The 26,114-nt window shown below is 42.1% G+C and carries 26 protein-coding genes; 11 read left to right on the forward strand and 15 right to left on the reverse strand.

Going from position 1 to position 26,114, the window contains the following annotated elements; genetic code table 11:
* Positions 1-22: 22 nt before the first annotated feature.
* Entirely contained in the window at positions 23-1,759 is a 1,737-nt protein-coding gene (locus EGM47_RS12530) for a TonB-dependent receptor (protein ID WP_124981159.1), read from the reverse strand.
* A gap of 10 nt (positions 1,760-1,769) precedes the next feature.
* Positions 1,770-4,793 carry a tetratricopeptide repeat protein gene (locus tag EGM47_RS12535; RefSeq protein ID WP_124981160.1) on the reverse strand — a complete coding sequence of 1,008 codons (3,024 nt, stop codon included), beginning with the start codon at positions 4,791-4,793 and terminating at the stop codon, positions 1,770-1,772.
* Positions 4,794-4,917: 124 nt separating this feature from the next.
* On the opposite strand from EGM47_RS12535, the gene EGM47_RS12540 reads away from it, so the two are divergent.
* From EGM47_RS12540 to EGM47_RS12550, 3 genes are read left to right on the forward strand one after another with little or no spacing between them, the layout of a single operon-like run.
* Positions 4,918-5,601 carry a cell division ATP-binding protein FtsE gene (locus EGM47_RS12540; protein WP_124981161.1) on the forward strand — a complete coding sequence of 228 codons (684 nt, stop codon included), beginning with the start codon at positions 4,918-4,920 and terminating at the stop codon, positions 5,599-5,601.
* Positions 5,602-5,613: 12 nt separating this feature from the next.
* Positions 5,614-6,486, forward strand: coding sequence for a glycosyltransferase family 2 protein (locus EGM47_RS12545; RefSeq protein ID WP_124981162.1), 873 nt, complete (start codon positions 5,614-5,616; stop codon positions 6,484-6,486).
* Positions 6,483-7,421, forward strand: a complete 939-nt coding sequence (locus tag EGM47_RS12550) for a glycosyltransferase family 2 protein (protein WP_124981163.1) — start codon at positions 6,483-6,485, stop codon at positions 7,419-7,421. Before EGM47_RS12545 ends, EGM47_RS12550 begins: the two co-directional genes overlap by 4 nt.
* Here EGM47_RS12550 and EGM47_RS12555 read toward each other — a convergent pair.
* Together EGM47_RS12555 and EGM47_RS12560 are read right to left on the reverse strand one after the other, a co-directional pair.
* Positions 7,404-7,799, reverse strand: coding sequence for a sugar 3,4-ketoisomerase (locus EGM47_RS12555; protein ID WP_124981164.1), 396 nt, complete (start codon positions 7,797-7,799; stop codon positions 7,404-7,406). The two genes, EGM47_RS12550 and EGM47_RS12555, sit on opposite strands and share 18 nt — an antisense overlap.
* 12 nt (positions 7,800-7,811) lie before the next feature.
* Positions 7,812-8,657 (reverse strand): glycosyltransferase, encoded by an 846-nt coding sequence (locus EGM47_RS12560; protein WP_124981165.1) that lies wholly within the window; start codon positions 8,655-8,657, stop codon positions 7,812-7,814.
* Positions 8,658-8,687: 30 nt separating this feature from the next.
* Between EGM47_RS12560 and EGM47_RS12565 the strand changes: the two genes are divergently transcribed.
* Entirely contained in the window at positions 8,688-9,842 is a 1,155-nt protein-coding gene (locus EGM47_RS12565) for a glycosyltransferase family protein (RefSeq protein WP_124981166.1), read from the forward strand.
* Here the strand turns inward: EGM47_RS12565 and EGM47_RS12570 are convergent.
* The 7 genes from EGM47_RS12570 to EGM47_RS12600 all read right to left on the reverse strand — a co-directional run bounded on the left by EGM47_RS12570 (position 9,836) and on the right by EGM47_RS12600 (position 16,171).
* Positions 9,836-10,630 carry an FkbM family methyltransferase gene (locus EGM47_RS12570; RefSeq protein ID WP_124981167.1) on the reverse strand — a complete coding sequence of 265 codons (795 nt, stop codon included), beginning with the start codon at positions 10,628-10,630 and terminating at the stop codon, positions 9,836-9,838. The genes EGM47_RS12565 and EGM47_RS12570 overlap by 7 nt on opposite strands.
* A 30-nt stretch (positions 10,631-10,660) precedes the next feature.
* Positions 10,661-10,945: a hypothetical protein gene (locus tag EGM47_RS12575; RefSeq protein WP_124981168.1), complete on the reverse strand. Its 285-nt coding sequence runs from the start codon at positions 10,943-10,945 to the stop codon at positions 10,661-10,663.
* Positions 10,946-11,091: 146 nt separating this feature from the next.
* Entirely contained in the window at positions 11,092-12,432 is a 1,341-nt protein-coding gene (locus EGM47_RS12580) for a dihydrolipoamide acetyltransferase family protein (protein ID WP_124981169.1), read from the reverse strand.
* Between the two features lie 204 nt (positions 12,433-12,636).
* Positions 12,637-13,755 (reverse strand): glycosyltransferase family 2 protein, encoded by a 1,119-nt coding sequence (locus tag EGM47_RS12585; protein ID WP_124981170.1) that lies wholly within the window; start codon positions 13,753-13,755, stop codon positions 12,637-12,639.
* Between the two features lie 4 nt (positions 13,756-13,759).
* Positions 13,760-14,377 (reverse strand): recombination mediator RecR, encoded by a 618-nt coding sequence (gene recR / locus EGM47_RS12590; RefSeq protein WP_124981171.1) that lies wholly within the window; start codon positions 14,375-14,377, stop codon positions 13,760-13,762.
* Between the two features lie 75 nt (positions 14,378-14,452).
* Complete coding sequence (locus EGM47_RS12595; protein ID WP_124981172.1) at positions 14,453-15,499, reverse strand: hypothetical protein; 1,047 nt, start codon at positions 15,497-15,499, stop codon at positions 14,453-14,455.
* A 138-nt stretch (positions 15,500-15,637) separates the two neighbouring features.
* On the reverse strand, positions 15,638-16,171 hold the full coding sequence (locus EGM47_RS12600; RefSeq protein WP_124981173.1) for a DUF1599 domain-containing protein: 534 nt from the start codon (positions 16,169-16,171) through the stop codon (positions 15,638-15,640).
* Between the two features lie 55 nt (positions 16,172-16,226).
* Between EGM47_RS12600 and folP the strand changes: the two genes are divergently transcribed.
* A complete protein-coding gene (folP, locus tag EGM47_RS12605; protein ID WP_124981174.1) occupies positions 16,227-17,075 on the forward strand; it encodes a dihydropteroate synthase in 849 nt (282 codons plus the stop codon).
* 27 nt (positions 17,076-17,102) lie between these two features.
* On the opposite strand, the gene EGM47_RS12610 is transcribed toward folP, so the two are convergent.
* Positions 17,103-18,110: a 3-oxoacyl-ACP synthase III family protein gene (locus EGM47_RS12610; RefSeq protein WP_124981175.1), complete on the reverse strand. Its 1,008-nt coding sequence runs from the start codon at positions 18,108-18,110 to the stop codon at positions 17,103-17,105.
* 74 nt (positions 18,111-18,184) lie between these two features.
* Here EGM47_RS12610 and EGM47_RS12615 point away from each other — a divergent pair, with 74 nt between their 5' ends.
* From EGM47_RS12615 to EGM47_RS12635, 5 genes are all read left to right on the forward strand, one after another.
* Positions 18,185-18,796, forward strand: a complete 612-nt coding sequence (locus EGM47_RS12615; protein WP_124981176.1) for an alpha-ketoglutarate-dependent dioxygenase AlkB family protein — start codon at positions 18,185-18,187, stop codon at positions 18,794-18,796.
* A 67-nt stretch (positions 18,797-18,863) separates the two neighbouring features.
* Positions 18,864-19,160 carry a TIGR03643 family protein gene (locus EGM47_RS12620; protein WP_124981177.1) on the forward strand — a complete coding sequence of 99 codons (297 nt, stop codon included), beginning with the start codon at positions 18,864-18,866 and terminating at the stop codon, positions 19,158-19,160.
* 73 nt (positions 19,161-19,233) lie between these two features.
* Positions 19,234-20,196: an alpha/beta hydrolase gene (locus EGM47_RS12625; protein WP_124981178.1), complete on the forward strand. Its 963-nt coding sequence runs from the start codon at positions 19,234-19,236 to the stop codon at positions 20,194-20,196.
* Positions 20,197-20,271: 75 nt separating this feature from the next.
* Positions 20,272-21,600 (forward strand): DUF819 family protein, encoded by a 1,329-nt coding sequence (locus tag EGM47_RS12630; protein ID WP_124981179.1) that lies wholly within the window; start codon positions 20,272-20,274, stop codon positions 21,598-21,600.
* 59 nt (positions 21,601-21,659) lie between these two features.
* Positions 21,660-22,373 (forward strand): DUF4369 domain-containing protein, encoded by a 714-nt coding sequence (locus EGM47_RS12635; protein ID WP_124981180.1) that lies wholly within the window; start codon positions 21,660-21,662, stop codon positions 22,371-22,373.
* On the opposite strand, the gene EGM47_RS12640 is transcribed toward EGM47_RS12635, so the two are convergent.
* The 3 genes from EGM47_RS12640 to idi form a co-directional block, all read right to left on the reverse strand.
* A complete protein-coding gene (locus EGM47_RS12640; protein WP_124981181.1) occupies positions 22,370-22,636 on the reverse strand; it encodes a hypothetical protein in 267 nt (88 codons plus the stop codon). The two genes, EGM47_RS12635 and EGM47_RS12640, sit on opposite strands and share 4 nt — an antisense overlap.
* A gap of 231 nt (positions 22,637-22,867) precedes the next feature.
* Positions 22,868-23,278: a 6-pyruvoyl trahydropterin synthase family protein gene (locus tag EGM47_RS12645; RefSeq protein WP_124981182.1), complete on the reverse strand. Its 411-nt coding sequence runs from the start codon at positions 23,276-23,278 to the stop codon at positions 22,868-22,870.
* On the reverse strand, positions 23,275-23,787 hold the full coding sequence (gene idi / locus EGM47_RS12650; protein ID WP_124981218.1) for an isopentenyl-diphosphate Delta-isomerase: 513 nt from the start codon (positions 23,785-23,787) through the stop codon (positions 23,275-23,277). The genes EGM47_RS12645 and idi overlap by 4 nt, the downstream gene beginning before the upstream one ends.
* Positions 23,788-24,002: 215 nt before the next feature.
* On the opposite strand from idi, the gene EGM47_RS12655 reads away from it, so the two are divergent.
* Entirely contained in the window at positions 24,003-26,114 is a 2,112-nt protein-coding gene (locus tag EGM47_RS12655; RefSeq protein ID WP_164510887.1) for a thioredoxin domain-containing protein, read from the forward strand.

The following is a 26,114-nucleotide window of genomic DNA, read 5'->3' on the forward strand; positions in this document are numbered from 1 at the left end:
TAAATAAAAACAATCTTTTGAGTTAGAAATCAAATTTATAAACCGCCCCTGCCATGACCTGTAAGTTTTGCACAGGATAATCTAGGTAATATTGGTAATTGCCACCAGTTAGATTATTGGCTCTCAAAAAGGCAGAAAGCTGTGGGTTGATTTTATAGTTGACATCAAAATTTAGGTCTACAAATGAATCCAGAGTTTCTGTCCCGATCCCATTTCTGAATACCTGCCTTTCACCAATATAATACAGAGTAGTTCCCACGCTCCATTGATCGTTGATTATATAATTACCGACCAAATCTGCTGTAAACTCAGGGAGTTGAGATGCTGTATTCTCAAAATCCCCTCCTTCTGATACCTCATAACTGAAACCTTGTGCATTCAGTGTTAAATTAAAATCAGTAGTCAAGTCAACGCTTAGTGCCCCACCGTAAGAAGTCGTATTCAAATCTGCATATTGCGTGTAAAAAACGTTTCCTGAATGATAAGGCTGAACAGGCCCTACAGTAAAGGATGCGCCTGTATCCTTGGTATAAAAATACCTTCCTTCTTCCATGCGATAACCGGCAAATACTTTGTAGCCCACGCGCTCTGCAATCTTACCTTTCAAACCAACCTGAGCATCAAGCTGCCTATTGGTAGGCGCAACGGCTACCGCAGGCGCTAGAAATAGATTCTCATCAGCAAACGAGCGCAACGAATTCATGTCCAATCCACCGCCCAAATTAAGATAAGGAATCAAATTTTCTGGAACCAGTGCATAACTTGCGACAATATCCGGGTAAATGAATACTTCTCCTTCTGACAACTCCAAATCGTTAAGGTAATTGACCGTGGCTCCTAGTTCAACTTTATATTTATCTCCGTACAGATTAATACTGGGATTCAGACCAGTCTTCAAATAAGCGTATTCTTCTGGTGCGGGAAAAAGCCCTTGGGTATTAAAACTACCTTGAAGATAGTCCACTTCCAACCCTAAAGCTACTTCTGTATCTACAATTTCAAAAGCCAACCTTGGCAAGGCGCTCACCCTTATTTCACTGGCGTCTTCACCAGATTTAGTTCCAGAGAACTGCACATCCACATCTTTGAAAATACCATCAAAAAACTGGGCTTTTCCACCAAGCGCATAAGAGAGGTAGTTCAGACCTACGTCGCTGTCCTCAGTCAACATATTGGGCGTATTTTCGTAAGAACCGTACCAATTGGCAGTCTGATACCTTGCCCCAGCACTAATCCCCCAATTAAAGTCCCGATTGCGCATACCGTAAGAAACATCCAGTGAGGTATCTGAAAAAGAATCATCAGTAACTACATCCTGAATGCCGCCCTGAGACGAATTGTGATTAAAGAAAACTCCAACATCACTGTCACGATCTACTTCAAAATTAGCCGCAAATTCGCCCAGAACATTGAAATAATTACCCAGTCCCAATCGCGCATAATTGGTAAAATACTTCTCACGCTTTTTAGGTCTTAATTTTGAAAGACCGGCTTTAACTGGCGTAAAAGTACTGGCCACAGGAACTGAAAAGATACTGTAAGTGACAGGTTTCTTCTCAATCTTAGTGGTATCATTAAATACAGGAACACTTTTTACTTTAAAGGCATCACTGATTGTTGGGTCATAAGAAGTAGTTACGGTAATAGAACCGCCGTTCAATCGATTTTCCTCTTCCTCTTCGGGGGTTTGGGCCAGAGCAATAGAACTCGTGCTTCCCAAAAGGGCACAGAATAAATATAATTTATGGGATACTTGCATAGAGATAGGCTTAGTTTTGACCTGTCGGTACTACAGACGAATTTGTTTTGGCTGCGTTGGTTTTGATCTTGTTTAATTCGGTTTGGGCCTCATTGACCACATCTGGATATTGTTTAAAATTGGCAATCACTGCCTCCAGGATAGTGGTGGCGTTTAAGGTTTCCTTTTTGGCCTGATATGATTTGGCCATCACGACCAATCCTTTGGCACTCCACAGTTTATATCCACCATAATTTTTACTCAACTCATTAACCGTGCTGATAGCAGCGTCATGTTTACCTTCTTTATTTTCAAAATAGGCTTTGTAGTAAATGGATTCGGCAGCAAGGCTTCCAGTAGCTGTTTTTCTCACGGCCTCGTAAGCGGTCTTGGCGGCAGACTCATTCCCGCGTTTCCACGAGCTCCTGGCAATAATGATTTGTGCATCTGACTGAAGGTTGTTATCAATATTTGAATTGGCCAGGACTTTTTCAGCATAGGTAGCCGCTTTGTCAAACTGTTCTAATCCATAGTAGGCTTTCATCAAATTGGATTGGGCATAAATAACATTTTGCGGAAAATCAGCCATTTGCTCCAATTGTTGTAGGACAGGTACTGCAAGCACATAGTCCTTTTTACCCAGATGTATTTCACTTAACCTAGCCAAGGCTTGCTCTGTATATTCATTTTTTTGTTTACTCACCACAAAATCATAATGGGCAATACTCTGGTCTTTTTGCCCATCCGTATAAAGTGCCTGGGCAAGATAAAAGTGAGCTTTCAGTGCATTGGCGCCGTTTGGAAACTCCTCCAAATATTTACGCATTCCTCTTATCGTGCCTTTGGTATCTTCCCTGAGTAGTGGTTGCTCCGCACTTTCATAGGCCGCCTCTTCCAGCTCGTTATCTGTGATTTCAACGCCGTCTATGGTTCTGGCCCAGGCAGCATAATCACTTACTCTTCCTTGATCAATATAAATTTGCTTGGCACTGGTCAATGCCTGATTGGCCTGAGGGGTTCCGGAATATTTCTCCGCAACCTTCTTAAATTCGGTCAATGCTGCATCCAGGTTACCGCTGTTGTATAACTGCAAACCTTTACGCATCATAGCCGGAGCGGTATAAATGCTGTTGGGAAACTCGCGGGTCAACTGGTCATAGGTTTTGATTCCCTTACTCATCTGATCGTTGTTGATATAGGTATTCCCCAATTCATAAAGGACATCATCCCTGTATTGCGAGGTTTTGAATCTTCGGATAAAGCCCTCAAGATCCTCGATTTTACGATCCACCTTACCGACAAATCCATAGGAAATTCCCTTTTGAAAAGCTGCATAGTCACCGTTGACTGTATTCATTTCGATGGCCTTGTTATAAGCTTCCATGGCTGGCCAATAATTTTTAGTAACAAAGTTGGCATCACCAATACGTAAATAAGCATCATTCAATCTCACCTTATCGGTCCCAGCATCGGCGGCGCGGGTAAATGACTCAAATGAGCTGATGGCCTCATCGTATTTCTTTAATTTAAATTGAGTGTAACCCATATCATAAGCAAAAAGCTGATCTTCCTCGATACGGGCATTCATTCCTTTGACAGTTTGAAAGGCCTCAAAAGCCGCACTAAAATTATTACTCTGATAAAGACTTTCGGCTTTCCAGAAGACGGCTTTCTTTTTCAATTCTGGATCGGTCAGGTTATCAATGGCTTTATTCAATTGAACAATGGCCTCAGCATAGTCAGCGTTGGTAAAAAGATTCAGACCGTGGTACAAAGCTACTTTACCATACACCGCTTCATTGCCTTTGATCCTTCCATCTTCCAGCAATTTAAGAGCTTCGGCATAATTTTTAGAAGAGAAGTAGGAATCAATAAGGAAACCATTCATTTCTTCTTGGTGTTCTGAATCCGGATAGCTTTCCAGATAATTGAGAATGACCGCAGGAACACTGTCATAAGGATTCCCATATTCATAACTCAACTTGGCGTAATTATAACTGGCATCCTCTTTAATTTGTGGATCCAATTCCATTTCGCTGGCTTTTTTAAACGCCGTCAGTGCATCTTCATTCCTATCCAGCTTGATATAACTCTGCCCTAAGTGGTAATAAGCATTTTGCGCGGTTTTGTTTTCCCCATCCACAATCTTATTAAAGGTCTCTACCGCTTTTTCCAAGTTTCCTTGTTTATAATAAGCGTAGCCCAGTTGGTAATAATCGTTGTTATTCCACTTCCCTCTTGTCCCTTCATATTTTTCTAGATATGGCAAGGATTCATCATAGCGTTCTAAATTAAATAAGGATTGGCCGATAATACGATTCAGTTGAGATTGCTCTCTTCGGTTGGATTTCGGCATTTGCTGCTCGGCCAGATCGATGGCTTTTTCAAACTTCCCCAATTTATAATTGAGATCAGCCTGGTAGTAGGAAAGCTTTTCATCCTCTTCTGGTGAAGTTCCGGCTTGATCAAACAAATCACTCGCTTCTTGAAGTTCATCCCCTTCATAAGCAATATACCCCAGATAATATTTGGCTTTAGAGCCATATTCAGGGTCATCGCTCACCCGATTCAGGTAAGGTTTGGCCTCGTCGTATTTTCGACTTTGTACCAGGGTATAACCCGTATTGAAATTGTAACGAGATATTTGCTTTCGCGAAAGCGTACTCTTATCCACTTTTTCATACCACACGGAAGCTTTTCGATAATTACCGTTATCAAAATAATAATCGGCCACATCGATAATGGCAGAACTCTTTTTGGTCGAAGTCGGATATTCCTCTACAAAATTCTCTACCAATTCATCGGCATTTCTTTGATTCAGACGCACGGCACAATTGGCGATATAGTAAGCTGCGTTTGCTTTGATCGTCTCGTCGGTAGTTGTTTCCTTTACTTGTTCAAAGAGTCTTTGCGAGGCCAGATACTGATCTTCTTGATACAGATCCAACGCCTGGTTGTATTCTGCCAGATCATCCGTAAAGATCCTGGATTGTTGCGCCGTCACAAAGGACCCGGCAAAGACGGCAATCATCAGTGCCGTTACAATTTTTCCCATAGCCATTCAGTTATTATTCTGTAAGTAAAATTAGGAGTTCCCAAAATAGAACGTCTTAATCCTTCATTAATTATTCAGAATCTTATTCACATCTTGATTAACTTTACCTCAAATTAAGCTTTTCATGTCTGAACACGTATTATCCTTGAGCCAAGTTGATGTATTCCAAAAGGATAACCTGATCCTCAAAAATGTCAACCTGGAAATCAAAAAAGGTGAATTTGTTTACCTGATCGGAAAAACCGGAAGTGGTAAAAGTTCGCTCATGAAAACGCTCTACGGCGATATTCCTTTAAAAAAAGGAAAGGGAACCATTGTAGATTTTGATTTGGCTCGCTTACGCGAAAAAGAAATTCCTCACCTGCGACGTAAATTGGGGGTGGTATTTCAGGATTTTAAGTTATTGACTGACCGTACCATCAATGAAAACTTGAAATTTGTACTCAGAGCAACTGGCTGGAAAGACAAAAAACAAATGGCCGAGCGCATGGAACAGGTTCTGGATAAAGTGGGCATGAAAACCAAAGGCTTTAAATATCCACACGAACTTTCAGGAGGAGAACAACAACGTATCGCAATTGCGAGAGCACTTCTGAATGAACCAGAACTTATCATCGCCGATGAACCTACTGGAAACCTCGATCCACAAACCAGTGTGGAAATCATGGAAGTATTGCAGCAAATCAATAAAAATGGTAATACTATTTTGATGGCTACCCATGATTATGCATTGATACTTAAATACCCTTCAAAAACCCTGAAATGTGATGATGGAGAAATTTTTGAAGTGGTTCAAAAAGCGGTATAATCCTTCAAAATCATGATCAGCATTTGTATTCCAGCCTATAAAGACAACCCTAATCCGCTGGTGAAATCTTTGCTCGATCAAAACAAGAATCTCAACGCTGTTAAGGAAATTTTGATCTATGATGATGCCTCTCCAGTACCTATTGAACTGGAAATGGATCACGATTTAGTTTCTATCACTAGAGGAGAAAAAAATTTAAATAACTTTTTTGCACGCAGGTATCTCGCTCAATTGGCTCAATCGGACTATGTATTATTCATGGATGCCGACTTGTTGCCGGCCCAAGAGGATTTCTTGCAACAATATCATCAGTTGATCCCCACAACTTACGACATTATCCATTCCACCATCAGCTATGAGACATCCCCACCTGCGCAAGATGGCATGCTCAGGTGGAAATACGGTCGTGAGAGGGAAATGAGAACTGCTACACGACCCGATAATAATTACGAATTATTTGTTTCGGCTTGTTTTATGGTCAAAAAGGATTTGTTTTTAGCCCGCACCTCTGCTACATTTCCCGATACAAGATATGGGAGCGATATATTTTTATCGGCCCTATGGAGACGAGCGGGACTACAATTATTTTTGATGGACAACCCGGTAATACATTTAGGGCTAGAAGACAATCAGTCTTTTCTTAACAAATCACTGAAAGCTATTGAAACCACAGTCGCCAATGAACGTGCTGGTTTAATCCCAGAAAACCATCGACCGGTTCAACGCGCATACCTCAGATTAAAAAGCTATGGTTTGACCATCCCTTTTTTAGGACTTATCAGCAGATGCAAAGCTTTTATGTGGCGCAACTTGGTCTCTAAAAAGCCAAAACTTCTTTATCTTGATCTTTTAAAGTTACACCACTATGCTCAGTTGAAACGATGATTCGCCACCTAGTTGCCATACCGCTATACAATAAAGCAGATACCATTCAACGGGCCATAGCTTCTGTGAACCGTCAGTCGGTTCGGGCAGATATTTTGGTGATCGACGATGGCTCTACCGATTTGAGCGCTGTACTTGTTGAGCGAATTGAATTGGAAAATCTCACTTTTGTCAAAAGACAAAACAAAGGAGTCAGCGCCACACGCAATGAGGCCATGAGTTATGCATTGGCCCACGAATACACTCATCTCAGCTTTTTGGACGCGGATGATTTCTGGCTGGAAAAACACCTCGAACAAATTGAGGAAATGATCCATTCTTTTCCCAATGCCGATGTTTTTGCCTGTAACTATCAATTGCAAATCAGGAAGCGTAAGCGTATAAACACTGAGATTTCTGGATTGACCACTTCTCAAGCTTTTTTGGTTGAAAATTTCTTTACCTACAATCATCTCCATTCCTTACTGAGCAGTTCAAGTATCTGTTTAGCTTTAAAAAATACTGATTTGCCCAATTTCCGAAAGGATATATCACACGGCGAGGATACCGACTATTGGATACGTTTGGGCTTACAATACAAGATCGCCTATCACCCACAACCTACTGTGGTGGTAGATCGCACAGCCAGTGGAAGAGTTGGAAACCTACAGATGAAAAAACGGAAATTGCTGGACCTGGACCAATATGAACCTCACACCTCAACTTATCCCGGACTTGCACGCTACCTGGACCTGAATCGGTTTGCCATTGCCATTGGCTTTAGATTGGAAAATGACATTAAAAATGCCACAGACTACCAACATAAGATTGATCCCAAGAACTTGAGCGATCGCCAAAATAAATTGTTGAAAATGAATCGGGTACAATTGAAGTCTCTGAAAAAGACTCAGCAGATTCTCGGCCACCTGGGCTTACGTCTACGGACGGGCCGCTGAAACAAACGCTTGCTTGTCCCTGATATAATCGGCTTCATCAAATTCTTCAGAGGCCAATACCAAACATACCGCCCCACTGGAAAAATCAGACAATTCCCTCCACATCATTTGAGGTATCAACAAACCTTTATCAGGTTTATTCAGTACCAATTCAGTGTGTTGCTCACCATCGTCCAGATGAACCGTAAAGCTTCCAGAAAGGGCTACCAACAATTCCATACATTCTTTATGGGCGTGACCACCTCTATAGGAATCACTGGGAACGTCATAGAGATAATAAGCCCGCTTGATCGTGTACGGAATTACCTCCTTTTCCACCACGGCCAAATTGCCCCTGGGATCTGAAATTTTAGGAATGTCGATAATGCGGTGTTGCATGGATCAAATATACTATTGTTTAGGGTGATTGATGCGGTGGCCCTCAAAACCCGTGATATAGTCATTAGCACCGTGATTGAACACCATATATTTATGCCAGAGTTCTCCGAGCGACCTGACATATCCCTTCCTCCAGAGAAAAAACACATACTTCAATTGATAAAAGCCGGCCGTCCAAATATTGCGACGTCCAGCCAATGCTCCTCTGGCATACACCACCCGATTACTGGCTACCTCATCACTGCTGGTCATACTGGAATGTCGAACGACGAATTCGGGAACGAAAGAAATGCTGAGTCCTGCGCTGAGGGCATCTTCCAAAAAAATAAAATTTTCGCTGTCCTGAAACTGCGCTCCCAACCCAAATCTGGTGTCAAACCAAAGCTCTCTTTCCCGAACAGCCGATCGCTTTAAGCATATCTCGGGAGAAAGCACTTTCCTTATCAGCCTTAGGTTCATGGGTTGATTTGTTGTTGGATAGTCCCAAAATTTTTGCCCTTCATCATTTATGGTCTGAAAACAAATTATCGCTGTCGAATCGGCAGAATGAGCATCAACGATATTCTGAAAGGCATCATCGATAATTTTACAATCATCATCCATAATCCAGCAAAGTTTTTTTTGGGCATTTTTCAGGGCTAGATTCCGACTCTTACTCAATCCGTAACTCCTGCTATTGATGACCCTAATGTGTGCGTGTGTACTTTTTGCCTGAAACTGCTTGCTCTGATTGACCACAAGAACAGAACAAGGTATTTCTTCAAGTGATCGCCCAAAAACCACCTCTAAAAAAGATAAGTCTTCCCGATCCATAGTGGACAGTAGTATTTCGAGGTCTTCGATGTGGTATGTAGCCAACTGCTTATCTTTACCCCAAAGATACCTTTTATGCGCATATTGCTGGTGGGAGAATACAGTGGGTTTCACAACTCCCTCAAACACGGTCTGGAACTGTTAGGGCATGAGGTGTGCATTATCGGCGATGGAGACGGCTTTAAAGGCTATCCGGTCGACATTGATATCAGTAGTCAATTCTTCCGAAAATATTGGCTGACTCATAAACTCAAAGTCGCTTGGTGGAAATTAACTGGTCACAACCTGGAGGATAGATTGAAATATGTTCGCTTTCGCGAAAGCGAACACCAGATCCAAGATTATGACATCGTCCAATTTATCAATAGCAACGCTTTTAACTGCAATGCACGTACGGAGCGTAAAATGATTGATCGATTGTTGAAAATCAAAGCCAGGTTTTTTCTGGTCGCCTGTGGTGACGATTATGAATATACCAGATATCTTACTGAAACGCATCAGGGTTACAGTATTCTGGAGTCCGTAAAAAACGGTGATCAACAACAAGCAGATTTTCAGCACACCTTTAAATACCTGCAACCGGAATATCGGGACAATTATGAACATATTGTCAATGCTGCCTCGCAAATCATTCCCAGTAATGTGGATTATGCCATGGCATTAACGCAACAGCCTAAAGCGACAGATATAATTCCTGCTCCAATCAATTGCGCGAAATTCCCGTTGGACATCAATGCAGACTTTTCCATTATCCAAATTTTCTTGGGAATCAATCGGGCCAATTATTGGAAAAAAGGCATCAATTATTTTGAACAGGCATTGAACGAAATCAAACGACGCTATCCTGATAAAGTAAGGATTCATGTGGTAGAAAATGTGCCCTATGCAGCCTATATCAAAAAATATCATACTGCGCATATCCTACTGGATCAGGTGTTGTGTTATGATCAAGGCTATAACGCCCTTGAAGCCATGCTACAGGGAAAAGTGGTCTTCAGCGGTGGCAGCGAGAGCTATCTAAAAGGTCATGGCTTTGAAAGCGTTCCCGTTATTGATGCGCGACCAGATGTAGATTACCTAATCGAAAAAATATCCCACTTGATTGAACATCCAGAGGACCTATTAAAGATCGGAAAAGCTGCCCGCAATCATGTTCTGGAGCATCATGAGAGCCTGATGATTGCCCAGCGCTATGAAGCATTATACACAGCAGCGACTACACATCAGTAAGAACGGAAAAGAAATGCTGGGTATCCGTTTAAATACTTCGGATCAGCGAGAGAACTGATTTGAATTTCCTCCATCTTTTCATTAAAACAGTGTGGATAATGTTCCAGAAGACCGATCAATTCCTGTATTTTTTGCTGGCGTAGTTCATCTGCAATCAGCTCAGGGTGAATGGACAAAAGCAAGGTAGGCTGAAACTTTTTGAGATATGTGGCCATGGCTGGTATCAACGCAAACTCACTTCCTTCCACATCGATTTTGATCATTTGGGGATGTTTGTTCACCAACAGTTCTTCAATGGTATGCCAACTCAGCACCAACGCATCAAAACCTTGCTTCTGAGTCTTGGGATCTGCGAGCAGGCTAGTCATGCTGTCGCCCAGATGGGCATTAAGGCTGGACATACGACTGATTTGATTCTGATCAGATACAGCGGCTTGAAACGGCTGAACATTTGAAAAATTATTCAGCCTGATGTTTTTGCGCAACTCTTGAAAGGCGATTGGATCTGGTTCAAAACAGATCACTTCCTTACATTTTCGCGCGGCATACAGCACGGTAGGGCCGATCCAAGCACCTATGTCGAGAAATAGACTATTTGCATCGAGATGTTGATCCAATATCCTTAAAGTTTCCGGTTCCCATTGGCCTCTGGACGCCACCTTCCAAAACCCAATATGATCCAGGCCTACTTTGAACCTTTGATCCAGCAATTTTGCCGGGTAATAGCCCTTGAAGCGATACAACAGTTTTCTAGCTTGTCTTAATCTCTTGTTTACGGCAGTCCTCATGGCGATGGTTGAAACAGATCAGTTAGCCTATTATTTATTCTTCCATTGGATATCGACACCTTGGAAATCGGAGGCCGCTTGATCCTTTGCCTGGTTCGGAATTAAGAATTCCATTTCATGAACGATCTCTAGATCATCGTCCAAGTAAAATAACATGGTTTCTTCTCCCTCATAATCACATATAGTCAGCGCATGGATCTCATGGACATTGAAATAGTCATCCTTGTACTCTTGAGGCTCTGTCAACTCGGCATAGTTCAATACTCTTGCGCCTTTGAAGTAATCGATTTGTTGAAGATAGATGTCTTTTTCCATATTACAAAGGTAGTGGTAATTGTGCATTGAACGCTGACCATACTGATGAAGACATTGGAACTCAAAATGATTCCCATCCTTATATTAAAACAAAAAGCCGTTGCTCCAATAGCAACGGCTTTATAATTTTCCGTTCTTGATATCGATCAGATCTTGCGATCAGGATCAAATCCTTCCAGCAATTGAGCTACGCGTTGTACAAATTGTCCACCCAAAGCGCCGTTGACCACGCGATGATCATAACTGTGGGATAGGAACATCTTCATGCGTATCCCGATAAAATCTCCATCTGGAGTTTCTACCACTGCTGGGACTTTTCTAATGGCACCTAGTGCCAAAATAGCTACTTGCGGCTGATTGATGATGGGAGTTCCCAAGACAGAACCAAAGGTTCCTACATTGGTGACTGTATAGGTACCACCCTGCGTATCATCCGGTTTCAATTTTCCATCACGCGCCCTTTGCGCCAGGTCGTTGACTGACTTGGCCATCCCAACCAGATTGAGCTGATCGGCATTTTTGATTACCGGAACGATCAGATTACCGTCTGGCAATGCCGCTGCCATCCCTAGATTGATATTCTTACGCTTGATGATTTTATCACCATCAACCGAGATATTGATCATCGGGAATTCTTTAATGGCTTGGGCCACAGCTTCCATAAAGATAGGCGTGAAGGTAAGGTTCTCCCCTTCTCTTCTCTTGAATTCTTCCTTATGCTTCTTTCTCCAATTCCAAATGGTGGTTACATCACACTCAATAAAACTTTGAACATGGGCACTGGTCTGTACTGATGCCACCATATGGTGCGATATCATCTTGCCCATTCTGGACATTTCGATGATCTCATCTTCTCCATTGACCGAGATCGGAGCAGCTTTTGGAGCTTGCTTGGGTGCTGCGCTGTGTGATGCAGGAGCAGCTGGCGTATTGGATTGAGTAGCGGTGGTAGCGGTCTTGCCTGCTTTTTTATCAGCTACATAATCCAAAATATCATTTTTGGTTACCCGACCATCTTTACCCGTTCCTTGAATAGCCTCAAGCTCTTCCAAAGAAATACCTTCTTCTTTGGCGATATTTTTAACCAACGGAGAGTAAAAAGAATCTGACCCTGAAAAATCTACAGTGGCGGTGGCCTGTTGTGCCTGATCCATTTGAGCGACTGCCTTCTCAGCGGCCTGATTCACCACTTGTTGTTCATCTGATGACGTGGTATCATCTTCTACATCTACTTGAGGTGCATCGCCATCTGTTTCTATAATAGCAATGGTTTGACCTACCTGAACAACATCATCTACTTCAAATAAGACTTCGACCAATGTACCATCTACCTCACTAGGCACCTCGCTATCTACCTTATCGGTGGCAATCTCCAACACCGGTTCATCCATCTCAATGGAATCGCCCACGTTTTTGAGCCATGAAGTAATGGTAGCCTCGGCAACCGATTCTCCCATTTTAGGTAATTTGAGTTCAAATTTTGCCATAACAAGTAGGTACTATAACGTTTTCAATTATTTTGCAAAAGTAGTGATTTCACACCACAGAATCTTTGCATCCTTTCGCGAAAGCATAATTTTAAGAATCGTTTAAGGATCACTAGACTGGAAAAAAGACTTTCAACTGAAGCAGTTTGCAGCTATAACTTGAAGGCCCAGCAATACCATCTATCAAGGACCATATCCTATAGCTTACACTGAAACGCGCACCCCTTTTCTATCGCTAGTATCACTGCCAATATAAAACTTACCTGAGGGCGACAAAAATCTATATCGCTTGCTTGGATGAGTTTGCATGTAGAGAATGATTTTGGCAAAAGAAAGGTTTTGAACGTCCCAAAGTACAGCCGCTGAATTGCGTTGATCTAGCTCTTCCCAAGTAGAATGGGAAATATTTAAAGATTCGGCGCGGTCTTCATCATTGGTCACCAGCATTAAGTCCTGCGGTTCTGGTTTTAGAGGTGGTAATTCCACCGTCTTTAACTGCATAGCCAGCCACAAAGCTGCCTGAATCATATATTTCCCTATCGGATGAGGCTTGAAATATTTATCATAAAATAAACCCATCGCACCGTAGAAACGCTGCAGGTATTGCTTGTTTTTGACGGTACTTTCTCCCTTAAAATGTACGACAGTTAGCCTTCCGAGATAGTGATTTTGATAACCTTTCAACAGGGCAGTATAACTCAGATCGATATCCTCTCCGTACATAAAATAGCGTTGGTCGAATCCGCCGCAAGTCGTAAAAACCTCCTTTGCACAGAACATGAATGCTCCAACTAATATCTCTACAGGTCCAGATGCATGCTGATCTAGTTCATTGAAATAATAGAGGGAATCCCTACCCAATAATTTTTGACGTGCTACCTTCGGCGTGGGTACATGACGTTTGGATTCAGGCAGGAATGATCCTGTGCCGTCTATCAATTGTACGCCTATAAAACCCGGTGGAGCGATCCGATCAGCATGGGAATTGGCATTTGTGGTTTCGCTTTTCGCGAAAGCGATACATTCCTCAAAGATATGCTCTGGCACCAGCGTATCTGGATTGAGTATACAGAGGTATTCACCATTAGCTTGATCGATAGCCAGATTATTACCTTTGGAGAATCCATGATTCTGATCAAAAGGCAGCACCTTAATCTGCCGGCCGAATTGACGCTCTAACATAGCCAAACTATCATCTTGGGACTGATTGTCTGCTACGATAATTTCGGCCTGAATATGCTGGGTTGCCCTCAGTACACTGTGAATACAAAGCTCCAGAAAAGCACTGGCATTATAATTCAAGATAACAACCGAAAGCTCCAAAAGGCTAGTTTTTAAGTGAGTTTTCGTAAGGCACACGGTGCAGTATACTGCGGCCTAAGGTTACCTCATCGGCAAACTCGAGTTCGTCACCCACAGCAATCCCCCTGGCAATGGTAGAGGTATTGACCTCCAATCCATTTAATTGTTTGAAGATATAAAAATTGGTAGTATCGCCTTCAATCGTTGGGCTTAAGGCAAAAATTATTTCATTAACACCGTCATTTTTGACCCGATCCACCAATGACTTCACCTTTAAATCCTGTGGACCTACTCCATCCATGGGACTAATTTTCCCTCCTAGCACGTGGTAGAGTCCGCGGTATTGACTGGTGTTTTCAATAGCCATCACATCCCGGATATCCTCGACCACACATACCAGACTCCGATCGCGATTGTGACTGCTACAAATTTCACAGATTTCAGTATCGCTTACATTGTGACAGGTGCGGCAAAAATTAAGATCATGCCTCATCTTTAACAAGGCCTCAGAAAGCGCATCGGTTTGGTGCTCTGGCTGCCGCATCAGGTGCAATACCAATCTCAAGGCGGTACGCTTACCTATCCCGGGCAATTGAGAGACCTGATCCACCGCCGTTTCCAGTATTTTTGAGGAAAAATTCATGTCCTACAAAGATAGTGAAGATGTAGATGGATGTAGAAGGCTTTCTCCGTGTAATATGATTTGCAATCCGCTATATTATTCTGGCGCTTGGGTAATGGGTAGCTCCAACAACTGAATAAATTTCTTCCTGGGTGCGTACACTAAAAACGAGTTTTCCACAGGTCCAGGCGTACTGTAGATGTGAAAAGAGTTGGTGTCTTTAAGTTGCTTCAAAGCTTCCAAAGGAAATGCCTTTTGAAACTCTTCTTTGCTCAATTCCGGATCCGATTTGAACAAATCATACACTGTTTGATACATGCTTATTCTAGAAAAATAGGTAGACTCTGCCTCCTTGTAGGTAGGATCATTTTCTTGAAGTTCCTTCAACGCAACGAGCGAATAGGCAGCGTACTGCTTTTTACCATTTTTAGTCAGATTGACCAGCTTAACATCTTCCAGTTCATCCGGTTTTTCAAGGACAACTTTGTTGTGGAAGACATCTACCAATTTGATTTGATGCTCCCCTAATTTGAGATATTGACCTACTTGATTCCTGTTGACCAAAACAAAATCATAACCGGTATGGAACTCAAAACTATAGATTACCTTTCCTGTAACTAACGCTGGATTGAGGCTATCTCCGTCCAATTGAAATTGTCTAGTTATGGTCCTATAATTCAGGTCAAGCTGTTTTTCTGGCGTATATATCAACCGCTGTTTTGAACCAAAGCTAGTGGCACCAACATTGCGCACTTCGACCGAATCGTCCTCATGAAATAAGATAGATGCATGCAACTCGATATCCAACAATTCCTGTAATTCCTCAGGATCAAAATAGCTGGGAAAATAGCCTTTCAGCATTAAATTGGTTCCCCAGGATCCTTCCTCCACATAGGTCTGCGCATTAGTTCTCAAGCTGTCCATGCTTGATTGAATAATATCTTTTGGTGGTGAATCGATGCTGAACGGAGTAAGCTCGACGGTTTTATAAGCTAGTTTTCTCTCCTTAAAAACCTCTTCCCCCGTGGCGTAGAGCATATTGTAAATCATATCTTGCTCTTCTGGCGTAGGGCTCGGTGTTTCCTGCGCCATCCCAGTCCAACCCAGTGAGACCGTTAACGATATAACGATAAATTTCTTCATGTATAGTATTGAAAAAAAACTCTCATATTATATTCAATAAAATTAAGCTTAGATAGCTACCTATAATATCCACATTGATTAAGATCAGATTTCTTCAAGAAACGAGGCAATGGGAAATGTATTCTTCCATACCATCTATCAAGATAGGTGGATCATGGCAAAAACCGCATAATTCACCATATCCTGATAATTGGCATCCAGCCCCTCAGAAACGATGGTTTTTCCGGCGTTGTCTTCAATTTGTTTGACCCTTAGAAGCTTTTGTAAAATCAGATCGGTAAGCGAACTCACCCTCATATCTCTCCATGCTTCACCGTAGTCATGATTTTTATCCATCATCAATTTTTTGGTGATAGAAACTTGTTCATCATAAGCTTTCAGCGCCTCTTCCAAACTGAGATCAGGCTGTTCTACAACGCCCAACTGAAGTTGGATCAGCGCCATGATAGAGTAATTGATGATTCCTATAAATTCGCTTTCCTGCCCTTCATCTACCTTAGACTCGGATAATGTTTGTAGTCCCCTGATACGTTGGGCCTTGATAAAGATCTGATCGGTCAGTGAGGGTAATCTGAGAATGCGCCAGGCACTACCATAATCTTTCATTTTATTGGAAAACAAATCGCGACATTGGGCGATGACGGCATCGTATTGCTGACTGGTTTGGGACATACGGGCTTTAAATTTTGCGTAAATTTCGCACTTAATCAGCAAACCAGCATCATTCATGTCTGTTATTAATTGTTCCGGCCAACTCGTGGATCTTTCCCTACCCAAGGTGATGGGGATCGTCAATACCACACCAGATTCATTTTACGACGGCGGAAAACTCAAGACAGACGCTCATATTTTAAATCAAGTAGGCAGCATGCTCGAGGAAGGTGCTACCTTTATTGATGTAGGCGCTTATAGTTCGCGTCCCGATGGAAGCCACATTTCAGTAGACGAGGAATTGCGCCGATTACTTCCCGTATTAGATGTGATTGTCAAGGAATTTGATATCATGGGGTTGAGTTGCGATAGCTTTCGCGGAAGCGTCATCCAAAAATCTCTAGAGCACGGTGCCAATATGGTCAACGATATTAGCGCAGGTCTTCTGGATCCAAAAATGATGGAAATTGTTGCCCAAGCACAGGTGCCATATATCATGATGCACATGAGGGGAACTCCTCAAACCATGCGGCAATACACAGACTATGACAATATAGTTCTTGATCTGAACTTGTACTTTTCAGAACGCATTGCCAGTGCAAGAGCTTTCGGCATTAATGATGTGATCATCGATCCAGGATTTGGATTTGCTAAAACCAGGGAGCAAAATTTTGAATTGCTATCACAATTGGAGTTGCTACAAGCCCAAGAAGTTCCTATACTGGCGGGAATCTCCAGAAAATCCATGATTTACAAAACTTTGGACATAGAGGCCAAAGAAGCATTGAATGGCACCACCGCTTTACACATGGTGTGTTTGCAGCAAGGTGCCAACATTCTACGGGTTCACGATGTAAGAGAAGCCATGGAGACGATCCGCTTGTTTGAGCAGCTCAACCTGTCTCATCCTAAAAAGAATATTTGAATTTCCTAAAGAAATCTATTTTTGGTATTACCATCTAATGATGGCACTACCCCAGGTAAATCCACTTCCAAACGCCGCCAGGACTACGGTATCTCCTTCTTTGACTTTTCCTTCTTCCCAGGCTTCACACAATGCAATAGGAATGGAAGCTGCCGTGGTATTTCCATAGCGCTGAATATTGTTGTAAACCTGATCATCAGCTAACTGAAATTTCTTCTGAATAAACTGGCTGATCCTCAAATTGGCCTGATGCGGTACCAGCATATCGATATCAGCTACTTCCAGTTTGTTGGTCTTTAAACCTTCCATGATCACCTCCGCAAAGCGCACCACTGCATTTTTGAATACAAATTGTCCGTTCATATAGGGATAATAAGGAATGTCTTCCTGTGGATTATCGGCAATGATTTCTGGCACCCAATATTCGGTAGAAGGTCCTTTCAGCGAAAGCTCCATGGCATGCTTCCCTTCACTGTGTAAGTGAGTAGAGAGAATTCCATGACCTTCTTTTTCAGATCGGGTCAATACCGCTGCTCCTGCTCCATCACCAAAAATGACAGAAACACTGCGTCCTCTAGTGGTAAAATCTAAACCACCACTGTGATTTTCTGAACCGATCACCAGCACGTTCTTGTACATTCCAGTTTTTATAAACTGGTCAGCTACACTGAGACCGTAGATAAAACCACTACACTGGTTACGTACATCCAGGGCTGGACAGGTATGGATATCCAGCATCTCCTGTACCTGAACACCACATCCAGGAAAATAATAGTCAGGGGACAGCGTGGCAAAAACGATCAGGTCAACTTCGTCCTTGGAAATTTCGGCGCGTTCTAGGGCTATTTTGGCCGCTTTAACACCCATTACCGCAGTTGAGTTCCCATCTCCCTTTTTGATATGTCGTCTTTCTTTGATACCAGTACGTTCCTGGATCCAGGCATCATTGGTCTCCATTATATTGGAAAGATCATCGTTGGTAACTACATTTTCTGGGACATATTTGCCCATTCCGACAATACGAGAGGTATACATAAAAGAATTTCTAGCATTGCAAGATACGGGACAGGATCACTATCTTGCTAGGTCTAAGCCATCTTTTGATATGCATGCATAACAAGTTATTCCTGCCTGAATTCCCTAATATTCCTGATGCCACAGTGATATATACGCCTGGTTTTTACGCTTTCGCGAAAGCGGAACAGCTCAAAAACCTATTACTTAAGGAAACACCCTGGAGACAAAACCAAATCAAATTATTTGGAAAAACACATCTTGAACCTAGACTAACTCAGTTATACGGCGATCCTAGCACCCAATACAGTTACAGCGGTATCCAATTTGAAGCATTGGAATGGACCGACACGCTAGCGGCCATTAAAAAAGATGTAGAAAAGGCCACCGGAGATCAGTACAATGTTTGCCTGCTGAATCAATACAGGGATGGTGCCGATTCAAACGGCTGGCACGCCGATAACGAAGCTGAGCTAGGTGTCAACCCTAGTATTGCCTCCTTAAGTCTGGGCGCTACACGTAATTTTCACTTGCGTCATCATAGCAATAAAGAATGGCGATTTAAATTTGAATTGGAACACGGTAGCCTGCTGGTCATGAAGGACCAAACCCAACATACCTATCAACATCAAATTGCCAAAACCAAGAAACAGGTAGGCTTGCGCATCAACCTTACCTTTAGAAAAACACTAAAAGATGCAACGTAAGTTTAGGTTTTTGTAAACAGCCTTCTGGTTGATCTATTGTATTTTACAAAATCGAAAAATAAGTATGATGGCAAGAGCAAAAGATTTATTGAAAGAATTAGACGAGCGTTCAATCGACCGTATCATTGAAATGGGTTGGGAAGATCGTACGCCATTCGGTGCTATCAAGGATCAATTTGGGTTGACCGAAAGCGAAGTCATCAAAATCATGCGACATGAAATGAAACCCAGTAGTTTTAGGATGTGGCGTGAACGCGTACAAGGAAGACCGACCAAGCATCGGGCTCTGCGCGATCCTGAAATGGACACTTTCAAATCTTCCAGGCAGCGGCATATCAGCCATAATAAAATCAGTAAGAGATAAGATTTAAGTGTTTGGCACGTTGGTATCTTGGCACGAGCTTTGCCTATTCCAAAACGCTAATTGAATTGGTTATATGAAACACCTGATTGTCTTATTTCTTTTCATCTCGCCTGTGATGCTTTTGGCGCAAAATGTTTTTAGCAAAGAATACGCACAACAAAATCCTGACCTGCGTGAAGAAGTGGTCATTGGATCAGATATAAACGGCTCCTTATGGTTGCCTGAAATAAAAAAAAGGCATCCACTACTCATCATGATTGGCGGTAGTGGTGTGGTTGATCGCAACGGGAATGAACCACGATCCAAAAGTTTTCATCTACAGCAATTGGCCGACAGTCTAGCTGTCCGAGGGGTAGCTACTTTTAGATACGACAAACGCACCTTCACCCAAATGAAGATGCGTAAAAACAATGAATCTACCTTATTTACCGACTTTGTTAAAGACGCTAGGGAGGTGATCCGCCATTTTTCAGAGGATCCCAGGTTTACGGATATTTATGTATTGGGACATGATCAAGGGTCGCTGGTAGCCATGCTAGCCGCAGAACCATCTGTAAAAGGAATTATTTCCATTGCTGGGGCAGGTGAATCCATCGATCAATTAATCATTCGTCAAATTGCCGGACAGCAACCAGGACTAGATAAAGTAGCCCGTGAAACCTTTGCGCGTGTCAAACAGTCCGATAAGCCGGTAGAGCAAATCGAGCGTGATCTGTATATGATTATCGGCCCGCCAGTACAAGACTTTATGAAGTCATGGATGGCTTTTGATCCAGCTCATGAATTGACTCAACTATCCATTCCTACTTTATTGATTAACGGTTCCTACAACAGACAAGTGGATACCCTGCAAACCAAATTATTAAAGAAAGCAGCCCCAAAGTCAAAGCTCTTGATTATTAAGGAAATGAATCATGTCTTGAAAAAAGTACCAGAGGACGAAATAATGGCTTCCAAAAGCTATGTAAACCCCAACTTTCCCTTACACCCAGAATTGATTGCTAGCATCCTTGAATTTATTGAATCCGAGAAATAATTCTATCCATAGACTAGGCTCCCCTGAAAGGCTATTCAGAAAATTGTATTTTGTAGTCTTTTAAAAGCTGCATAGATGCCATTAATATCCTTGATTCAAGAGGTTGAAAAACACCCGCCTGTCATCACCCAAGACACCATTGTCTTTGGGTTACTCATGCTTTGTCTGGCCGTTGTCTTTTATCTTTCCTCTAAAAAGACCGGGTTTTGGGCCTTATTTTTCAAATATGTTCCGGCCTTGTTGATGTGTTATCTACTACCCAGTATTTTAAGTTCGCTGGGGTTAATATCAGGTATGGAATGGGAAGTGCTGGTTGACGGTGAAATACAGCAGCGGGAATCATCACTTTATTTTATGGCCTCAAGGTATTTACTCCCGGCTGCCCTTGTGCTCATGACCTTATCGATTGACTTAAAAGCTGTCTTCAACTTAGGTCCCAAAGCCTTGATCATGTTTCTTACTGGTACCGCTGGCATTATTTTGGGAGGCCCGCTTGCTGTGCTCATCATTGGGACTATCTGGCCAGAGACTGTAGGTGGTGAGGGGGCTGATGCCGTATGGCGAGGCTTGTCTACATTGGCAGGAAGCTGGATTGGTGGTGGCGCTAATCAGGCAGCGATGCTGGAGGTCTATGAGTTTAATGAAGCCAAATACGGCGGGATGGTCTTGGTGGATATTGTGGTCGCCAATCTGTGGATGGCTGTTATATTGTTCGGTATTGCTTATAGCGAAAGGCTGGATGAGTGGTTTGGTGCCGATGCCAGTTCGATTGAGCATTTAAAGAAAAAAGTGTCGGATTACTCGGCCAGTGTAAAAAGGGAAGCCAGTTTGACCGATTATATGGTGATGTTGGGCATTGCATTTGCTACGGTAAGTTTAGCTCATTTTGCAGCTAATTATTTGAGTGAATGGGTTGAAAGCATGAAAACTATTAGTTCAAATATTTACTTAAGTTTTCTGGGAAGCCAATTCTTCTGGTTGATTTCTATAGCGACTATCATTGGCATCCTGCTGTCCTACACGCCTTTGAAACGATATGAAGGAACTGGAGCCAGTCGATTGGGCAGCATATTTATCTACATTCTTGTCGCCACCATAGGTATGAAAATGGACCTTACCCAAATCTTTCAAAATCCGCTGTTGATCGTTGTCGGCTTGGTTTGGATGTCTATACATGCTGGGTTGTTGATCCTAACGGCAAAAATCATCAAAGCTCCTTATTTTTTCTTGGCAGTAGGTAGTCAGGCCAATGTTGGAGGAGCAGCCAGTGCGCCAGTGGTGGCAGCCGAATTTCACCCTGCCCTAGCGACGGTAGGGGTTTTGTTGGCGGTATTTGGGTATGTAGTGGGCACTGTAGGAGCAATTGCTTGCACCATCTTGATGCAAATGGCAGCGGTTTCTTAAGGGTTGTTCCTGCCTGTTTCAGACAAAAAATGCATATTTGCAGCCGTTAAAATTCAATCATGAAAAAATTATTACTGCTCAGCTGCTTAATTAGCGTACTTGCCTCTTGTGGACCTGATAAAGAGAGTGGCTTTTCTATTGCCGGAGAAGTGGAAGGTATCAAAATAGGTAAGATCTACCTTCAAAAAGTGGATGACTCTGTTCTGATTAATTTGGACAGTGCAGAATTTAAAGGAAATGCGGATTTTAAATTGATGACTTCCCTGGACCAGCCACAACCACTATACTTGTATTTGGATGTCAAAGATGGAGCAGAATTTGACGATCGTTTCCAATTCTTTGCCGAGGATACGACAATGACCGCCAACACAACGCTGGAAGATTTTGAAGGCGATATGAAAATATCTGGATCAAAGAACCATGAAGTACTTCAGGTTTTTAAAGATAACAACAGGAAGTTAAATCAGACCTATACTGCTCTATTGAAAAGAGGAATGGAATTAGATGCTGCCCCAGAGGCAAATGAAGAGGTTAACGATTCATTATTTGTCGCTTATGATAAGTATTTGCGTAAGAAAGTATTGTATGCCATCAATTATGCCCAGCTTCACAAAGACCTGGAGGTAGCTCCTTTTATACTGATGGAACATGCGACAGAAGCGAATCCAGTTTTACTGGATAGTGTATATTATAAAATGCCAAAAAAAATTCAGACGAGTCGTTTTGGAAAACAACTGTCTGAATTTCTAGAAAGTACTGAACGCTTAGATTAAAGCGCGTTTACTCTTTCTACCAATTCTCTACCTTTGGTTTCAAGATCCTGACGTACTTGCTTCAGGTGTGCCTTGCGGTTATCTACCTTACGGTCATTTACTTTGGCGATCAAATCATCAAATACTGCGATGGCGTCATCGACAATAGCTTCTGATTTCTTGTCATCCTCTTTAGGATTCACCGCCTGATGGATTAAAGCCGCTTCTATTATATCACCCAATACAAAGTTGATATCTTGTTTGAGGTCTCTTATACTTGCCATAATTATAAATTTGCTGCAAAAATAGCGAATTATTCATCAGTAAAGATGGGCTATTTATCACGCTTCAACTAAGCCTGGTATTCCATCATTAATTCTGTGAAAGGGTTGAACGATCTCAATTGGTGATTTTGGACATAAGATTCTTTCATGTATCCAAAATATACCTCAGGTAGAGTGAGTAGTCAAAGAAAAGGGGGTTGAAAAATTGTTTCATCAGTAAAGACAAGAAGTTTATTCCCCACGATAGATCACAAAATTGCGATCGGTTTCAAACAGCTTGACTTCCAGATCATATTTGTTATCGAGATGCTTTCTGATGCGGTTATAAATAACGTAGGCAATATGTTCAACCGTCGGATTCAATTCCTGAAATTCGCTGACTTGCTCATTGAGATTTTTGTGATCCAGATAATCTTCCACTTCATTCTTAATAAGGTCTTTCAGAATTTTTAGATCAATCAAATATCCGGTTTCAGGATCTACATTACCGGTTACGCCTACCTCCAGGTTATAATTATGACCGTGATAATGCGGATTACTACACTTTCCAAAAACTTGTTCGTTCTTTTCATCGCTCCAGTCATTTCTATAGAGTCGATGTGCGGCATTGAAGTGGGCTTTGCGGTATGCGGTCAGTCTCATGAGATGTGGGCATAATATTTATCAAAAATGATTTTGAACCACTCGGTATAGTTTTGAGGTTGGTGCAACATATCTTCTTTGATATCTTCGGCGGACATCCATTTGTAGTCGGCCACTTCATCGGGATTGATCTTTGGTTCATCATTGTATTTACCTATCATCACATGGTCAAATTCGTGTTCAGTTAAACCATTTTCAAATGGTGCGATGTAGATAAAATTGAACAATTCTTCTAATTCAGTCGTGAAGCCCATCTCCTCCATCAAGCGCCTTTTTCCAGCAGCGATATTGGATTCTCCCTCGCGTTGATGACTGCAACAGGTATTGGTCCACAAGCCAGGTGAATGGTACTTACCAAAAGCGCGCTGTTGTAACATAATTTCATTCTTGTCATTCAGTACAAAAACAGAAAAAGCCCGATGCAACAAAGCCTTTTCATGCGCCTCAATCTTTTCCATGAGCCCTACTTGCTCATCTTTTTCGTTGACTAGGATTACTTGTTCTATGATTTCTAGATTTTCAAACAAAAGTACAAAAGGAAAAATGGTGTTTACTTAAAGATTTATTAAGTACAATAATGCAACAGTAGAACCTTTAATTTTTATTGTTTATGCAGACTTTCCCGTCAACAGAACAACTCTATATTCAGTGGGTCAGGTAATTTTTCTGTCCGCTGGTTAATTAAGCAAATTGGTTTATTTTACATCTAATAAAATGGCAACAATTGAAAACAATATTTAGGCTGGGAATAACATTGTTAACGGTATGTTTTTTACTGACAGCTTGTGATCAACAGGAACCCAAAGTAGACTTAACAACCAATAATCTGGATCAGGCCAGCAGCCCATATCTATTGCAACACGCCACCAATCCAGTTCACTGGCAGGAATGGAAGGAACCGGTGTTGGTAGAAGCCCAAAAAACAAACAAGCCCCTTCTGATCAGCATAGGCTATGCTGCCTGTCATTGGTGTCATGTCATGGAGGAAGAAAGCTTTGAAGATGTAGAAACCGCTTCTTATATGAATGAACATTTTGTCAATATCAAAGTAGACCGAGAAGAACGACCAGATGTAGATCAAGTTTACCTCAAAACTTTGGAACTGATGACGGGTAGTGGCGGATGGCCGTTAAATGTGATTGCCCTGCCCGATGGCAGACCTGTATGGGCAGGTACTTATTTGCCCCAGGAGGAATGGTTATCCACCTTAAAGCAAACCCGTGGTATTTTACAAAACACCCCCAATAAAGCTGAGGAGTACGCGCAAAAAATCCACGAAGGGCTATTAGCCGAAAGTTTATTACCAGCATCTGGAAACAAAGCCAGGTTCCGCCAAGACGAGGTTGAAAGCGCAGTCAACCGATGGCGACAATATCTTGATCTCAATAACGGCGGATTAAAAACATCAGAAAAATTTATGCTACCTGCCAGTCAAGAATTTTTATTACAATATGCCTACCTCAACAACGACAATCAACTATTGAATTATATGGATATCACCCTAACCAATATGTCTCGTGGAGGTATTTATGATGTAGTGGGTGGTGGTTTTTCCAGATATACGACCGACTCGCTTTGGCGGGTGCCCCATTTTGAAAAGATGCTGTATGACAATGCCCAACTGGCCAGTCTATATGCCAAAGCATTTAAAGCAACTGGTGATGCCGATTATTTGAAAGTAGCTGAGCAGACGCTGAATTTTGTTCAATCAGAACTTGCCCTGAAAAACGGTCTTTATGCTTCCTCGCTGGATGCAGACAGTCAAAATGAGCAAGGAGAAAAAATAGAAGGCGCCTATTATACCTGGTCTGAAAATGAATTAAAACAATTGCTTCAAGATGATTTTGAAGCTTTTGCCCTTACCTACGATATCAATCCAGAAGCTGTTTGGGAAGAAGACCAATACATCCTTTATCAAAGCCAATCCGATCAAGAGCTGGCCGAGGCTCTGGACATGGAATTGACCATATTTCAACAGCAGAAAAAACATTGGCTGGAGGTATTGAAAACAGCGCGTCTGCAAAGAGCTCAACCCTCAAGGGATGATAAGGCCTTAGTATCATGGAATGCACTCACGGTCATTGCCTTTCTGCAAGTGTATGAAGCCCAACCCAAAAGCCATTATCTAACCGACGCCAAGGAACTTATAGCGTCCATAGAACGTCATTATTTCAGAGAGGGCGGTCGTCTTTTCCACTCTTTCAAAGACGACAAAGCGAGTATCAACGCTTATCTATTGGACTACGCCAGCCTTGCTTCGGCTTATATCCAACTATATCAACATACTGGTGAACAAAGCTGGTTGGACAAATCACGCGAATTGGTAGAGATTGCGCTAGAAGATTTTGATAATCCAGACCAGGCCTTATTGTATTTCGCTTCAAGCGAAAACCAGCAACTCATGATCAGAACTACAGAGATTTTGGATCAAGTCATACCTTCTTCCAACGCTCTGATGGCAGAGAACTTATTTCTTCTCTCCCACTACTACGGGATTAAAACATATGATGAACGCGCCCGTGCCATGCTCAACCTGGTTAAGGAACAAGCCATTCAGTCCGGAGCTGGGCATGCCAAATGGTTGGATGTTATGAATAACTACAGTCAGCCTTTTTATGAAATAGCCGTTGTGGGTAAAGATGCGGTGTCGCTTTCGCGAAAGCTAAAACAAGAATATCTGCCACAAAGTTTGCTGGCTCAAGGAAGCAGCCCTTCAGATTCCTATTTGCTTAAAAATAGATTCCTGAAGGACAAAACCTTGATATATGTATGCCGAAACAATACCTGTAAACTACCTGTAACCAGTGTGGCAGAAGCCATGGAATTATTGCAATAA

The sequence above is a fragment of the Nonlabens xiamenensis genome (genome assembly GCF_003865345.1).
Classification (GTDB): Bacteria; Bacteroidota; Bacteroidia; order Flavobacteriales; family Flavobacteriaceae; genus Nonlabens; species Nonlabens xiamenensis.